12 protein-coding genes are annotated in these 14,364 nt (G+C 72.3%); 1 reads left to right on the forward strand and 11 read right to left on the reverse strand.

Annotation, left to right across the window (positions count from 1 at the left end):
- Positions 1-34: 34 nt before the first annotated feature.
- Positions 35-1,441 carry a proline--tRNA ligase gene (gene proS / locus AB0B98_RS13255; RefSeq protein ID WP_112588417.1) on the reverse strand — a complete coding sequence of 469 codons (1,407 nt, stop codon included), beginning with the start codon at positions 1,439-1,441 and terminating at the stop codon, positions 35-37.
- Positions 1,442-1,719: 278 nt separating this feature from the next.
- On the opposite strand from proS, the gene AB0B98_RS13260 reads away from it, so the two are divergent.
- Positions 1,720-2,316, forward strand: a complete 597-nt coding sequence (locus tag AB0B98_RS13260) for a TetR family transcriptional regulator (protein WP_357362696.1) — start codon at positions 1,720-1,722, stop codon at positions 2,314-2,316.
- 570 nt (positions 2,317-2,886) lie between these two features.
- Here the strand turns inward: AB0B98_RS13260 and AB0B98_RS13265 are convergent.
- The 10 genes from AB0B98_RS13265 to ftsY form a co-directional block, all read right to left on the reverse strand.
- Complete coding sequence (locus AB0B98_RS13265; RefSeq protein WP_357362698.1) at positions 2,887-3,966, reverse strand: amidohydrolase family protein; 1,080 nt, start codon at positions 3,964-3,966, stop codon at positions 2,887-2,889.
- A 10-nt stretch (positions 3,967-3,976) separates the two neighbouring features.
- Positions 3,977-4,132, reverse strand: a complete 156-nt coding sequence (locus AB0B98_RS13270; protein ID WP_357362700.1) for a hypothetical protein — start codon at positions 4,130-4,132, stop codon at positions 3,977-3,979.
- Positions 4,133-4,135: 3 nt separating this feature from the next.
- A complete protein-coding gene (gene ffh / locus AB0B98_RS13275; protein WP_357362702.1) occupies positions 4,136-5,695 on the reverse strand; it encodes a signal recognition particle protein in 1,560 nt (519 codons plus the stop codon).
- Between the two features lie 114 nt (positions 5,696-5,809).
- Positions 5,810-6,466: a response regulator transcription factor gene (locus tag AB0B98_RS13280; RefSeq protein ID WP_357362704.1), complete on the reverse strand. Its 657-nt coding sequence runs from the start codon at positions 6,464-6,466 to the stop codon at positions 5,810-5,812.
- Positions 6,463-7,626 carry a sensor histidine kinase gene (locus AB0B98_RS13285; RefSeq protein ID WP_357362706.1) on the reverse strand — a complete coding sequence of 388 codons (1,164 nt, stop codon included), beginning with the start codon at positions 7,624-7,626 and terminating at the stop codon, positions 6,463-6,465. The genes AB0B98_RS13280 and AB0B98_RS13285 overlap by 4 nt, the downstream gene beginning before the upstream one ends.
- Positions 7,627-7,839: 213 nt before the next feature.
- The gene (locus AB0B98_RS13290) at positions 7,840-10,170 is read right to left on the reverse strand and encodes a [protein-PII] uridylyltransferase (RefSeq protein ID WP_357362707.1); all 2,331 of its coding nucleotides are present in this window, start codon (positions 10,168-10,170) and stop codon (positions 7,840-7,842) included.
- A gap of 17 nt (positions 10,171-10,187) precedes the next feature.
- Positions 10,188-10,526 (reverse strand): P-II family nitrogen regulator, encoded by a 339-nt coding sequence (locus AB0B98_RS13295; RefSeq protein WP_172862163.1) that lies wholly within the window; start codon positions 10,524-10,526, stop codon positions 10,188-10,190.
- Positions 10,527-10,551: 25 nt separating this feature from the next.
- Positions 10,552-11,964: an ammonium transporter gene (locus tag AB0B98_RS13300; protein ID WP_238671569.1), complete on the reverse strand. Its 1,413-nt coding sequence runs from the start codon at positions 11,962-11,964 to the stop codon at positions 10,552-10,554.
- A gap of 275 nt (positions 11,965-12,239) precedes the next feature.
- Complete coding sequence (locus AB0B98_RS13305) at positions 12,240-13,103, reverse strand: aminoglycoside phosphotransferase family protein (RefSeq protein ID WP_181518597.1); 864 nt, start codon at positions 13,101-13,103, stop codon at positions 12,240-12,242.
- A 6-nt stretch (positions 13,104-13,109) separates the two neighbouring features.
- Positions 13,110-14,291 carry a signal recognition particle-docking protein FtsY gene (gene ftsY, locus AB0B98_RS13310; RefSeq protein ID WP_112603473.1) on the reverse strand — a complete coding sequence of 394 codons (1,182 nt, stop codon included), beginning with the start codon at positions 14,289-14,291 and terminating at the stop codon, positions 13,110-13,112.
- Positions 14,292-14,364 lie beyond the last annotated feature (73 nt).

Raw genomic sequence — 14,364 nt, forward strand, 5'->3', positions numbered from 1 at the left:
CTCGAACCGGTCGACGGGGTTACCCGGCCACACCTCAGTAGGCGCGGGCGAGGATGGCGACCAGATCCGGCTCGTCCTCCGAGTCCGGTACCGAACCGTCGGCGCGCAGCAGGCAGCGCACCGTGACGCCCTGACCGTTCGCCTCCGCCTCACCCGCCACGCCGACCGCCGACCACGGCACCCGCGCCCAGCCGGTCGCGGCGGCCTCGATCGCCTCGGCCAGGGTGGCCACCTCCACGGTGCGCGACTCGCGGTTGGCCAGCGCCTGGTCGTGCAGCACCTGCTGGTCGGTCTCCAGGGCGGCCAGCACCGCGGTGACCACGTCCGCCACCGGGGTCGGGGTCTTCGAACCGTCGGTCCGACGCACCACAGTCGCGTTGCCCACGGCCAGGTCACGGGGGCCGACCTCGACGCGTACCGGATAGCCGCGCAGCTCGGCGTCGACGGCCCGGCGGCCGAACGGGGTATCGGTCCGGTCGTCGAGCGCGACCCGGACACCGGCGTCGCGCAGGCCGTCGCGCAGCTTGGCCGCCGCCTCGCCGACGCCGTCGCCGTCCTTGACGATCATGACGTACGCCTGGATCGGCGCGAGCCTCGGCGGCACGCGCAGACCGTTGTCGTCGCCGTGCGCCATGATCAGGCCGCCGAGCATGCGGGTGGACGTGCCCCAGGAGGTGGTCCAGGCGTGCTCCCGACCGCCCTCCTTGGAGGAGTAGCTGATGTCGAACGCCTTGGCGAAGTTCTGGCCCAGCTCGTGGCTGGTGCCCAGCTGCAACGCCTTGCCGTCGCCCATCATGCCTTCGCAGGTGTACGTGGCCGTCGCCCCGGCGAAGCGCTCACGCGTCGTCTTCAGGCCGACCACCACCGGAATGCCGATCACGTTGACCATCAGGTCCTCGTACGCCTCGTGCAGGATCCGCCGCGCGTACGCCCGGGCGTCCTCACGGGTGGCGTGCGCGGTGTGCCCCTCCTGCCAGAGGAACTCGCTGGTACGCAGGAAGATCCGCGGACGAAGCTCCCACCGGACCACGTTCGCCCACTGGTTGAGCAGCAGCGGCAGGTCCCGGTACGAGTCGATCCACTTGGCCATGAACTCGCCGATGACCGTCTCGCTGGTCGGACGCACCACCACCGGCTCGGCCAGCGGCTTGCCACCACCGTGGGTGACGACCGCCAGCTCCGGCGAGAAGCCCTCGACGTGCTGCGCCTCGCGCTTGAGGTAGCTCTCCGGGATGAACAGCGGGAAGTACGCGTTCTCCGCACCCGCCGCCTTGATCCGAGCGTCCATCTCAGCCTGCATACGCTCCCAGATGGCGTAGCCGGCCGGTCGGATGACCATGGTGCCGCGAACCGGGCCGTTGTCGGCCAGCTTCGCCTTGGCGATCAGGTCCTGGTACCAGCGGGGAAAATCCTCCGCACGGGGAGTGAGCACGCGTGCCATGACCGCACATCCTATGCGCCGCTCGTCAGGGCGGTGCGCTCGGGCGCGGCATCGTTGGCCTCTGCCGTCACTACCTACCGCGATCCGCACGCCGGAGCGGCTCCCACCCCCGAACGTCGGCGCTCGGCGGCGCCGTTCCGACGAGCGCACCGACCTGAGGCCCCCGATCTGGCACACCTGACCGCGAGCCGGGTGCGCCGGAGGGCCCGACACCGGCAGCGCACCCCGCCCGATCACCGGCCGGTCCGGCCGACACGCCGGCCTACACTTCGACCACCATGATTGAGCAGAGGGACCCCACCCCGCTACGGACCGGCATCGTCGACGCCGCCCGCGCGCTGACCGTCGCGACCGGATGGGACGGCGTCCGGATGGGTGCCGTCGCGAACACCGCCGGGGTGAGCCGACAGACCGTCTACAACGAGTTCGGCAGCAAGGCCGGGCTGGCCGAGGCGCTCGCCCGCGCCGAGGTGGACAGGTTCGTCGGCGCCGTCCGGGCCGCTCTGCTCGCCCACGGCACCGACGTACGGGCCGGCGCGTACGCGGCTATCGCGCACACCCTCACCACGGCGGCGAAAAACCCGCTGATCAAGGCGATCCTCACCAGCGCCCGGGGCGGCTCGGACGAGTTGCTGCCGTACCTCACCACCCGGGCCGAGGTGGTGCTCACCGAAGCGGCCGGCGCACTGATCAACTGGGCCGGCGACCACCTGCCCGGAGCGGACCACGACGCGCTGGCCTTCGCCGCCGACACCATCGTCCGCCTGGTGGTCAGCCACATCGTGCTCCCCCGTGAGCCGATCGAGCAGACCGCCACGGCCCTCGCCGACCTTGCCGTACACCTCTTCAGCGCCGCCGCCCGCCCGGCCCCCTGACCCCGCACCGCCCGCCCAGTGGCCGAAGCCGCACACCCGCCCGCGCCCCCGTCGTGCGCCCGCCGTGCCCCCGCACCCCCGCCGCGCGCTCGCCGCACGCCCGCCGTGCGCCGCCGCACCCCCGCCGCGCGTTCGCCGCACCCCCGCCGTGCGCCGCCGCGCCCCTGCACCCCGCACCCCGCACCCCGCACCCCGCACCCCGCACCCCGCACCCCGCACCCCGCACCCCGCACCCCGCACCAAGATCGGAGCAACATCCGGGATGTTGCGGGGATCCTCCTCATTGATCTCGCCGCACGCCAAGATCGCGCTCGATCCTGGATGTAGTGGCATCCCCAAACATCGAGGCCACTACATCCTGGTTCGAGCGCGATCTTGGCGTGCCGGGCGGGACGCAGGGCGGCACGCGGCAAGGGGCGAGGCGCGGGGCGGGGCGCGACGCGGGGCGGGGCGCGGGGCGGGGCGCGGGGCGAGGCGAGGCGCGGGGCGAGGCGAGGCGCGGGGCGAGGCGAGGCGAGGGGCGCGACGCAGGGCGAGGCGCGGCGCGCGGGGCGGCGCGGCCTGCGGAGGTCAGCGGATGACGCGTCCGCGCAGGATCGTGCGGGACGGGGCACGGACGACGCGCAGGTCACTACGGGGGTCTTCGGGGTAGACGGTCAGGTCGGCGAGGCCGCCTTCGACCAGGCCGGCGAAGCCGAGCCACGCTCGGGCGCCCCAGGAGGCGGCGGCGAGTACGTCGATGGGTGCCATGCCGGCCTGTTCGTGCAGCAGAAGCATCTCCTCGGCGGCGAGCCCGTGGTCGATGCCGCCGCCGGCGTCGGTGCCCACGTAGATGGGCACCCCAGCCTCGTACGCGGCGCGCACCACTTCGGGGAAGCCGTCGCGCAGCGCGAGCATGTGGTCGGCGTACCCGGGGAACTTGCTCCGCGCCTGCTCGGCGATGCCCCCGAAGGTGGCGATGTTGATCATCGTGGGGACCAGTGCGGTGCCCTGGCGGGCCATCTCGTCGACCAGGTCGAGGCTGAGCCCGGTGCCGTGTTCCACCGAGTCGACCCCGGCCCGCACCATGATCTCGACGGCCGACTCGGAGAAGGTGTGCACCGCGGCGCGTACCCCGGCGTCGTGCGCCGCCCGCACGGCGGCGGTGAGGGTGTCCGCGTCCCAGGCCGGCGCCAGGTCACCGACGCCCCTGTCGATCCAGTCGCCGACCAACTTGACCCAGCCGTTGCCGGCCCGCGCCTGCGCGGCCACAGTGGCGGCCACCTCGGTCGCGTCGACCTCCACGCCGATGTCGCGCAGGTAGCGCTTCGGCGGGGCGACGTGCTGGCCCGCGCGGGCCAGTCGCGGCAGGTCCGGCTCGTCGTCGAGTTCGGGGTACGGGTACGGCGAGCCGGCGTCCCGGATCGCCAGCACCCCGGCGTCCCGGTCGACGTGGGCCAGTGCGCGGGCCTGGTCGAGCGAGGTGATCGGGGCGCCACCTCTGGCGATGCCGATGTGGCAGTGCGCGTCGACCAGCCCTGGCAGCACAAAACCACGGTCGACGACGGTCTCCGCGCCGGGCACCGGGGTGAAGGTCACCCGGTCGCCGACCAGCCAGAGATCCCGTACCTCGTCGTCGGGGAGCAGCACGCCGCGCACATGAAGAACCATGCGCACAGTCCTACCCGATCACTCCGCCTCGGGGGCGAGCAGGTGGTTCTTCCGGCAGGTCCACGGAGACCTTCCAGGGCTGCTCGGTGACGAACAGGTCGCCGGTGTGGGCGACCTGTTCGTACTCACGGTTGGCAAGGATGACGTCGCCCGCCGTCACCGACACGCGTCAGCGCGGGCCCTTGTCGCCGCCCTTGCCGAGCTTGTTGAAGTCGATCTTCGGGAGCTTGAAGCCGGGCGGAAGACCCTGGCCGCCGGCGAGGTCGTTCGGGTCCATCCCCGGCGGGAGCTGCGGCATGCCACCCGGGAAGCCGGCGGGCATCCCGGCGCCCGCGCCGGTACGCGGACGACCGCCACCCTTGGCGCCCTTGCGCTTGTTCTTCGGCGACTTGGTCGCCTTGCGGCGGCCACCGCCGGGCAGGCCCATCATGCCGCCCATCTGCTTCATCATCTTCTGCGCGTCGGCGAAGCGGTTGAGCAGCTGGTTGACGTCCATCACGGTGACGCCGGAGCCGTTGGCGATGCGCGCCCGGCGGGAACCGTTGATGATCTTCGGGTTGGTCCGCTCGCCCGGGGTCATCGACCGGATGATCGCGGTGACCCGGTCGAAGTGGCTGTCGTCCAGCTCGGCGAGCTGGTCCTTCATCTGCCCCATGCCGGGCATCATGGCCAGCACGTTGGCGATCGGGCCCATCCGCCGCACCGCGATGAGCTGGTCGAGGAAGTCGTCAAGGGTGAACTGCTCACCGCCCATCAGCTTGGCGGTCATCTTCTCCTTCTGATCGGAGTCGAAGGCCTGCTCGGCCTGCTCGATCAGAGTGAGGACGTCGCCCATGCCGAGGATCCGGCTGGCCATCCGGTCGGGGTGGAAGACATCGAAGTCCTCCAGCTTCTCACCGGTGGAGGCGAACAGGATCGGCTGCCCGGTGACCTCGCGGACCGACAGCGCGGCACCACCGCGGGCGTCGCCGTCGAGCTTGGAGAGCACCACACCGGTGATGCCCACGCCGTCGCGGAACGCCTCGGCGGTGCGGACGGCGTCCTGACCGACCATCGCGTCGATGACGAAGATGACCTCGTCCGGCGAGACGGCGTCGCGGATGTCGGCGGCCTGCTGCATCATCTCGGCGTCGATGCCGAGCCGGCCGGCGGTGTCGACGATGACGATGTCGCGGGCGGCGCGCTTCGCGTGCTCGATCGACGCGCGGGCCACCTGCACCGGGTCACCGGTGCCGTTGCCGGGCTCCGGGGCGTACACCTCGACACCGGCCCGACCACCGAGGACCTGGAGCTGCCCGACGGCGTTGGGGCGCTGGAGGTCGGCGGCGACGAGCAGCGGCTGGTGTCCCTGCCCCTTGAGCCAGCGGGCCAGCTTGCCGGCGAGCGTCGTCTTACCGGAACCCTGGAGGCCGGCCAACATGATCACCGTCGGCGGCTGCTTGGCGAACTGGAGCCGTCGACCCTCGCCGCCGAGCACCTTGATCAGCTCTTCGTTGACGATCTTGATGATCTGCTGGGCCGGGTTCAGCGCCTGGGAGACCTCGGAACTGCGGGCCCGCTCCTTGACGGCCGCGATGAAGCCCTTGACCACCGGCAGCGCGACGTCCGCCTCCAGCAGCGCGAGGCGGATCTCGCGCGCGGTGGCGTCGATGTCGGCGTCGGTGAGCCGCCCCTTGCCGCGGAGCTTGGTGAAGATCCCGGACAGGCGGTCACTCAAGGTGTCAAACACGCGAACATCCCGTTTGTCAGTGTTCCGGCGGGCACAACGCGGCCGGCACTGCGGAGTCCGGCCACCGCTAGGGTAACCGCCCGGCCGTAGGGCCGCTGTCGCCCGGCCCGGGCCTCACCCCGACACCAACCCCGACTGGTACGCGAACACGACGAGCTGGGCCCGATCCCGGGCTCCCAGCTTGCCCATCGCCCGGCTGACGTGGGTCCGCGCGGTCGCCGGGCTGACCACGAGCTGTGCGGCGATCTCCTCGTTGTTCAGGCCCTCACCGACCAGGCCGACGACCTGACGCTCACGATCGGTCAGCGCGTCCAGGCGGGGGTGCGGACGAAGCACCCGGGACGGCCGGGTGGCGAACTCCCGCACCACCCGGCGGGTGACCGACGGCGACAGCAGCGCCTCCCCCTCGGCGACGAGCCGGATCGCGCGCAGCAGCTCAGCCGGTCTGGTGTCCTTGGTGAGGAACCCGCTCGCACCGTGCCGCAGCGCGTCGAAGACGTACTCGTCCAGCTCGAAGGTGGTGAGCACCACCACCCGCGTGCCGGTCAGATCGGGGTCGGCGACGATACGGCGGGTCGCCTCGATGCCGTCGATGCCGGGCATCCGGATGTCCATCAGCACCACGTCCGGCCGTTCCCGACGCGCCAACTCGACAGCCCGCAGCCCGTCGGACGCCTCTCCGGCCAGCGTCAGGTCGTCCTCGCTCTCCACCAGCGCACGCAGCCCGAGCCGGACCAGGTCCTGGTCGTCGGCGATCAGCACCCGGATCACGTCGTCGGCTCCACCGGCAGCCCGGCGTACACCCGGAACCCGCCCCCGGCGCGCGGCCCGGTGCTCAACCTCCCGCCGAGCGCCGCGACCCGCTCGCGCATCCCGGCCAGACCGTGGCCACCCTCGTCGTCGGCCGGAGCCGTCCCGGCGCGGTCCGCACCCACCCCCCGGTCGGTGACCTCGACGGTCACCTCGTCGACGCGGTAGTCCACTGTCACCTCCGCGCTCGCCACTCCCGCGTGCCGCAGCACGTTGGTCAACGCCTCCTGCACCACCCGGTACGCGGCCAGGTCGACAGCGGCCGGCACCTCCCGGGGGTCCCCGACCACGCGCACCTCGACGGCGAGCCCCGCCCCGGCGAGCCGGTCGCGCAGCGCGGGGAGCCGGGCCAGGCCGGGTACCGGCTCGCGCTCGGCGCCCCGCCGCACCGCGCCCAGGGTGACCCGCAGCTCGTCCAACGCCTCGCGGCTGGTCCGGCTGATCGCGGTCAGGGCCACCTCCGCCTGCTCCGGCCGCTTCGGCAGCAGGTGCAGGGCGATCTCCGCCTGCATGCTGATCGCGGCCAACCCGTGCCCCACCACGTCGTGCACCTCCTGCGCGATGCGCAGCCGCTCCTCGTCGGCCTGCCGTCGCGCCTGCTCAACTCGGCTGCGGGCCTCTTCGGCACGGGTACGCGCGGTCGCCTCACGGCTCACCCGCACCACCACCCCCACCGCGAACGGCACGACCACCCAGGCCGCCGCGGGCAGCACTCCCGTCCAACCCGGCGCGGGCCCCCGCCCGAAGAAGACGTGCGCCAACAACAGGACGAACGCGCCACCGGTGGCGAGCGCCGCCTGTCGCACCGGCAGCCACACGGCCACTGTGTAGACCGCGACCAGGAACGTGACCAGAATCGGCCCGTACGGGTAGCCGATCAGCAGGTACGTCGAGATGGCCACGGTGACCACGGCGAGGGTGGCGACCGGGGCTCGCCGCCGACTCAGCAGGGCGAGCGCGGCGACGGCGATCAGCAGCCGGCTGGCGGCGTCCACCGGCCTCGACCCCGGCTGGTTGTCCCCGGCCAGACCCGTGGCGAGCAATCCGAACCCGAGCAGCACCAGGGCGAGCGCGGCATCCGCCGCCACCTCCGGCCACCGCCACCGTCCGCCTCGTCGCATGGCCGTCATTCTGCCCGCGCGGGTGCCGCTCGACGTGCGTCCACGAGCGGCACCGCCCCTACGCCCCCGGACGTACCCCACCCCACCCTCACCCCCGCGATCTTGCACTTTGTGTTGCCACCGTGCGGCTTTTGCGCGGTATGCGGGGACACTAAGTGCAAGATCGACGCGGGAGGGCGGGGGCGCGGGTGAGGGCGGGGCGGGGCGGGGGGGTTAGACGGCGGCTAGGACGGCGGTCTCTAGGCGGGCCCGGGTGGCGTCGTCCGGCCAACCGCCCACCAGATAGAAGGCGTCGACCACGTCGGCGCCGAGGGTGGAGATGCGGGCCGCGCGAACCAGGGCGCCGGCCTCGTCGAGCGCGCAGGCGACCCGGTAGAGCAGCCCGGCGGCGTCGGCGGCGCGCAGTTCCAGCAGTACAGCGTCGGTGGCCGCCTCGCGGTGCCAGACCACTCGTGGCGCCGCGCCTGCGCCACGGCTGGCGAGCGCACGGCCGCGCAGCCGTTGGGTGACCGACACGTCGCCGGCGACCGCCCGGCGCAGGTCGGCGCGGAGGGGGACCGGGTCCGGCGGAAGTCCGTAGCGGGGTTGCACCCGGCACTCGACCAGGGCCCGGCCGTCGACGGCGGAGGCGTCCGCGGAGATCACCTCCAGCCGGTGCAGCGCCAGGCAGCCGGCCACCGTGGCGAGCAGACCTCGCCGGTCCGCCGCCGCGACCGACACCCGGTCGCCGGTCAGGTGGACGACCGGCAGTGGCCCGGCCAGCAACTCCGGGTCCGGGGCGGGTGGCTCGGGGAGTACGCCGGTGTCCAGCGCGGTGCGAACCCGGGCGACCAGTTCGGCGACGAGTCGGCCCTTCCAGTCGGACCAGGCCGCCGGGCCGGTCGCCGCCGCGTCGGCGCGGACCAACGCGTGCAGCACGTCGAGGGTGCCGGTATCGCCGACCGCCTCGGCCACCGAGGCGATGGTGACCGGGTCGCTCAGGTCCCGGCGGGTGGCCACGTCGGGCAGCAGCAGGTGCAGCCGGACCAGCTTGCCGATCAGCTCGACCTCCGCGGTGGGCAGACCGATCCTGGTGGCCACCGCCTGGGCAACCGGCACACCGACGGTGCTGTGGTCACCAGGGAGGCCCTTGCCGATGTCGTGCAGGAGAGCGCCGAGGAGCAGCAGGTCGGGGCGCTCCACCTCGCGGGCGTGCCGGCTGGCCTCGTGCGCGGTCTGCACGAGGTGCCGGTCGAGGGTGAAGCGGTGCACCGGGTTGTGCTGGGGCAGGCTGCGCAGCCGGGTCCACTCGGGCAGCCAGCCGTCGACCAGCCCGTACCGGTCGCAGGTCTCCCAGGCCGGCACCAGGCCGGGACCGGCGCCCAGCAGGGTGATCAGCGCGGCCCGGGCCTCGGCCGGCCAGGGGGCCGGCAGGGGCGGGCAGTACGCCGCCAGCCACTCGCAGGTGGCCCGCGCGATGGGGATTCGGGTAGTGGCCGACGCGGCGGCCACCCGCAGCGAGAGGCTCGGGTCGGGGCGCGCCCCGATCGCCGTGCGGGCGAGCACCAACTCGCCGTCGTGTTCGACCACGTCGCGGGCGACCGGGCGGCGGGCCGGGCGGCCGGTGCCGCCGCGGGAGCGGCCGGAGCGCAGCCGGTCGGCGGCCCGGAAGGCGTCGTCCAGGGCGTGGCTGACCGTGCGGGCGTCACCGGCAACCCGACGCAGCAGCGCGTCGCCGTCTTCCACGACGGCTCCCGGGCGCCGCGCGGCGTCAGACGCGCCGGACTGGGGTTGGCGCAGGCCGAGCAGGTTGGCCACTCCGTCGCGCTCCTGGGCGACCAGCCGGTCGACCCGTCGGCCGACCTGCTGGTGCAGCGCGTCGCGGGTGTCCAACAGGCGCAGGTGAGCGGCGCGTACGGCGGGACGCAGCGCGTCGGTGATGCCGGCGGCGGAGATCGCCCGCAGCAGCCCCACGTCGCGCAGACCACCGGCGGCCTCCTTGAGGTCGCCCTCCAGCAGGAACGCCAGTTCACCGTGGGCCTGCCAACGAGCTTCGGTGACCTCACGCAGGCCGGGCAGGTGCCGGACGGCGGTGCGCCGCCAATGATCGGCGGCGGTGCGGATCAGCGCGTCGGCCAGCGCCTGGTCCCCCACGATCAACCGGGCGTCGAGCAGCCCGAGGGCGACCTTGACGTCGTCCTGGGCCACCGAGAGCGCCTCGGCGACGGTGCGTACGGAATGGTCGAGCCGCAGGCCCGCGTCCCAGATCGGGTACCAGACCGAGGCGGCCAACTCGTCGGTGCCGGGCACCCCTGCGTGCAGCAGCACCAGGTCGAGGTCGCTGTACGGAGCACACTGCCGCCGACCCAGCCCTCCGACGGCCAGCAGTGCCACCCCGTCCCGCGCCGGCAGCAACCCACGCAGGAACGAGTCGTAGGCCGCGGCCCGTCCCCGCCGAGCTGCTTCCCCGATTCCCCCGGGAACGCCGACGACCTCGTTGATCAAGAGGTTCGCGTCGCCGTCATCGGCGGGTCCTGACGCGTTCTTCTTGATCAACGAGGTCATGTCGGTAGTGGCCCGCGTCAGAGTGCGTCGAGGCCGCGTTCGCCGGTACGTACCCGGACGACCTCTTCGACACCGGTGACCCAGACCTTGCCGTCACCGATCTTGCCCGTGCGGGCCGCTCCGACGATGGCGTCCACCACCTTGTCGACGTCGATCTCGTCGGTGAGCACCTCGACCCGGATCTTGGGCAGGAACTCGACCGTGTACTCGGCACCCCGGTAGACCTCGGTGTGCCCCTTCTGCCGCCCGTACCCCTGAACCTCGCTGACGGTCAGCCCGGCCACCCCGAGGGCGTGCAGGGCCTCCTTCACCGCGTCCAGTTGGTACGGCTTGATGACTGCGGTCACCAGCTTCATGTCCAACCCCTCCATCCCAGGAACGTTAACCGGCGACCTTTTCGCTGACCGGCTCGGCGGGCTCCGCCTCCGGCTTGGCACCACTCGTCGTGCCGCCACCGGGGGTGCCGATGCCGGCCATCGCGAACGCGCTGCCCGTGCCGCCGCCGGCCGGGGACAGGTCGTAGCTGCTCTCGGCGTGCTCGGCGATGTCGATACCCTCGACCTCCGCCTCACCAGTGACGCGGAAGCCGATCGTCTTCTCGATGACGAAGGCGAGCACCCAGGCGATGCCGAACGACCAGGCGGTGACGATCAGGCCGGCGAGGGCCTGCCGCCCGAGCTGGGTCGCGCCGCCACCGTAGAAGAGGCCGTCGGAGGCGCCCACCACGTCGGTGATCGCGGCGTTCACCGAATTGGTGGCGAAGAGGCCGAGCCAGAGCGACCCGATCCAACCACCGACGAAGTGCACGCCGACCACGTCGAGCGAGTCGTCGTAGCCGAGCTTGTACTTGAGGCTGACGGCGAGCGCGCACACCGCGCCGGCGACGATGCCGAGCAGCACTGACGCCCACGGTGCGATGAAGCCACAGGCCGGGGTGATGGCGACCAGGCCGGCGACGGCGCCGGACGAGGCACCGACCATCGTCGGCTTCCGGGTCTTGACCCACTCGACAGCGATCCAGCCGAGCACCGCCGCCGCCGTGGCGAGCTGGGTGTTGATGAAGGCGAGTCCGGCGACCGAGTCGACTGTCAGCTCCGAGCCGGCGTTGAACCCGAACCAGCCGAACCACAGCAGACCAGCACCGAGCGCGACAAGCGGGATGTTGTGCGGCTTCATGCCCTCACGCGGCCAACCGAGCCGCTTACCGAGGACCAGGACCACGGCCAGGGCCGCCGCACCGGCGTTGATGTGCACAGCGGTGCCACCGGCGAAGTCCAGTGCGTGGATGTCACCGCCGATGATGCCGCCGCCCCACACCCAGTGGGCGACCGGGAAGTAGACCAGGGTGGCCCAGCCGAAGGCGAACAGCAGCCAGCCGGCGAACTTGGCCCGGTCGGCGATGGCACCGCTGATCAGCGCGACGGTGATCACCGCGAAGACCATCTGGAAGGCCATGAACACGTAGAGCGGGACGCCGATGCCGCTGGGGTTCTCCGCCGTGGCACCCCACAGGTCGGTTTCGGCGAGGAAGGTCTTGGTGCCGAGGTACGCGCCCGGGTCGCCCCAGAAGCCGTTCACGTCGGTCCCGAAGGCGACGCTGAATCCGTAGAACCACCACAGAATAGAGATGAGCCCGATAGCCGAGAAGCTCATCATCATCATGTTGAGTACGCCCTTGGCCCGGTTGAGGCCGCCGTAGAACAGCGCCAGTCCGGGGGTCATGAGCAGCACGAGCGCGGTCGAAACCAGCAGCCACGTGGTATTGGCGCCGTCGATCGTCGGTGCTTCAGGCACGCTGGCCTCCTAAAGGTGAAGTCCTCCTTCGCGGCTTTCCGGGGCAGCGTCGCCCGTAGGCCGGTTGCGCGGAAGCTTCGCGGCCGGCTGTTTCACTTTGGGTCCCGTGCGGGTTTCCGTTTCGTGACGGGTTGTTTCGGACGTGTCACGAACTCCGCACGGTCATCAGCATGGACGATTGTGGATCGACCGGACGGCGATCGTCGATGGCTGACCGGTCAACGGCATCGACCGGTGCGCTCGACCGGCCCGGCCGAGCATCGACCGGTCGGCGCTCAGCGGAGGGCGTTCTCCAGGGTGTGCCGCTCGTAGTCGAGCAGTCGCAGATCGCGCATCGGCCGACGCAGGTGGCCCTTGTGCACGATCCGGACGAACGCCGGCTCGCCGGCGGCGGCCATCCGCCGGATCCCCTCGACGTGGTCCACGATCCGTTTACGGATGGTCCGGATCAGCCGGTGCCGGTCCCGGGGGATCAGCCCGTACGCGTCGGCGAAGAGCCGGAGGCGGCGCGGCCGGTCCGGGTGCTTCCAGCCCAGCGTGATCGAGTCGCGGTCCGCGAAGATCGGCACCCAGGTCCAGGCCGCGTACGCCACGTCGTAGATCCGCGCTCCGGGCGAGGCGAGGTCGAAGTCGATCAGCCCGAGAGTGCCGTCCGGACGCCAGATCACGTTGTGCGGCGCGGCGTCGTGGTGGCAGATCACCTCGGTGTCCGGTGGTGGGGGCCCGAACGAGCGCCAGACCGCCGCCTGCGGAGGAGTGAAGCCGTACTGCGCGTCGTGGAACATCCGCAGCATGGTGGCGACGGTGACCAGGGCCTCGTCGGTCACCCAGTGCGGGGCGAGCGGATATTCTCCGCACTCCCCCTCCAGGTACGACAGCACCTCACGGTTGCGCTCGTCCATCCCGAGCGCCCGGGGGGCTCCGGTGAACCCCACGTACTCAAGGTGGCGCAGCAGCGCGTGCACGGACGGGGTCCACGGTCCGGCGTTGCGCCGGACCGTGTCACCCACGCGGACAACGGTGCTCACGTTGCCGCCGTGCAGCGGGATCTCCTGCGAAGTCACGTACGGTCTCCCGAGGCGCTGCGAAGGATGGCCAGGGTCACGCCAGCCCGCGTACGCGCGATCGTCAGTGGTCACCCGAGACTACGCGTCCCGGCCGGTGGCCTCGGTCCCCAGCAACGCGTCGACGAACTGCGCCGGGTCGAACGGGGCCAGGTCGTCCTTGCCTTCGCCGAGGCCGACCAGCTTCACGGGGATGCCGAGCTTGCGCTGCACGGCGATCACGATGCCGCCCTTGGCGGTGCCGTCGAGCTTGGTCAGCACCACCCCTGTCACGTTCACCACCTCGGTGAAGACGCGGGCCTGCTCCAGGCCGTTCTGCCCGGTGGTGGCGTCCAGGATGAGCAGTGTCTCGTCGATCGGGCCCTGCTTCTCCACCACGCGCTTGACCTTGCCCAGCTCGTCCATGAGGCCGACCTTGTTCTGCAGGCGGCCGGCGGTGTCGATGAGCACGGTGTCCACGCCGGTGTCGATGCCGCGCTTGACGGCGTCGAACGCGACGCTGGCCGGGTCGGCGGCCTCGGGCCCCCGCACGGTCTCCGCTCCGACGCGCGAGCCCCAGGTCTCCAGTTGGTCGGCCGCGGCGGCCCGGAAGGTGTCCGCCGCGCCGAGCAGCACGCTGCGACCGTCGGCCACCAGCACCCGGGCGATCTTGCCGCAGGTGGTGGTCTTGCCGGCGCCGTTGACGCCGACGACCAGGACCACCGCCGGCACGCCGTCCTTGGGTGCGGTCCGCAACGAGCGGTCCAGGCTCGGGTCGAGCGCGTTGACGAGCTCGGCGGCGAGCAGCGCCCGCAGCTCGGAGGCCGAGCGGGTGCCGAGCACCCGGGTGCGCTCGCGGAGCCGGTCGACGATGTCGCGGGTGGCGTCGACGCCGACGTCGGCGGTGATCAGGCTGTCCTCGATCTCCTCCCAGACGTCCTCGTCGAGGTGATCACGGGCGAGCAGGCCGAGCAGGCTCTTGCCGAACACGTTCTGTGAGCGGGACAGCCGGGAGCGGAGCCGGACCAGCCGCCCGGCGGTCGGCTCGGGAACCTCGACCTGCGGTTCGAGCACCGGCGGCGGCTCGACCAGGACACCGGTGGACAGATCGGACTCCGGTGCCTCGACCGGCGGGCCGGCGAGATCCTCCTCAGCCCTGGTGTCGACCTCGGTGCGTGGCAGCGGGGGCTCAGGCCGCCGCCGCAATCGCGGCACGACCAGCCCGACCGTGCCGGCGATCAGCACACCGAGCAGGACCAGAGCGAGGACGAGATATTCGGCCATGCCGGAATCCTGTCAGATGCCGGCGGCGGCGTCCCAGCCACCGCACCCCGAGCCGTGCCCGGAGTCTCAGCCA

It is taken from the genome of Micromonospora sp. NPDC048947 (assembly GCF_040649495.1).
Classification (GTDB): Bacteria; Actinomycetota; Actinomycetes; order Mycobacteriales; family Micromonosporaceae; genus Micromonospora; species Micromonospora alfalfae.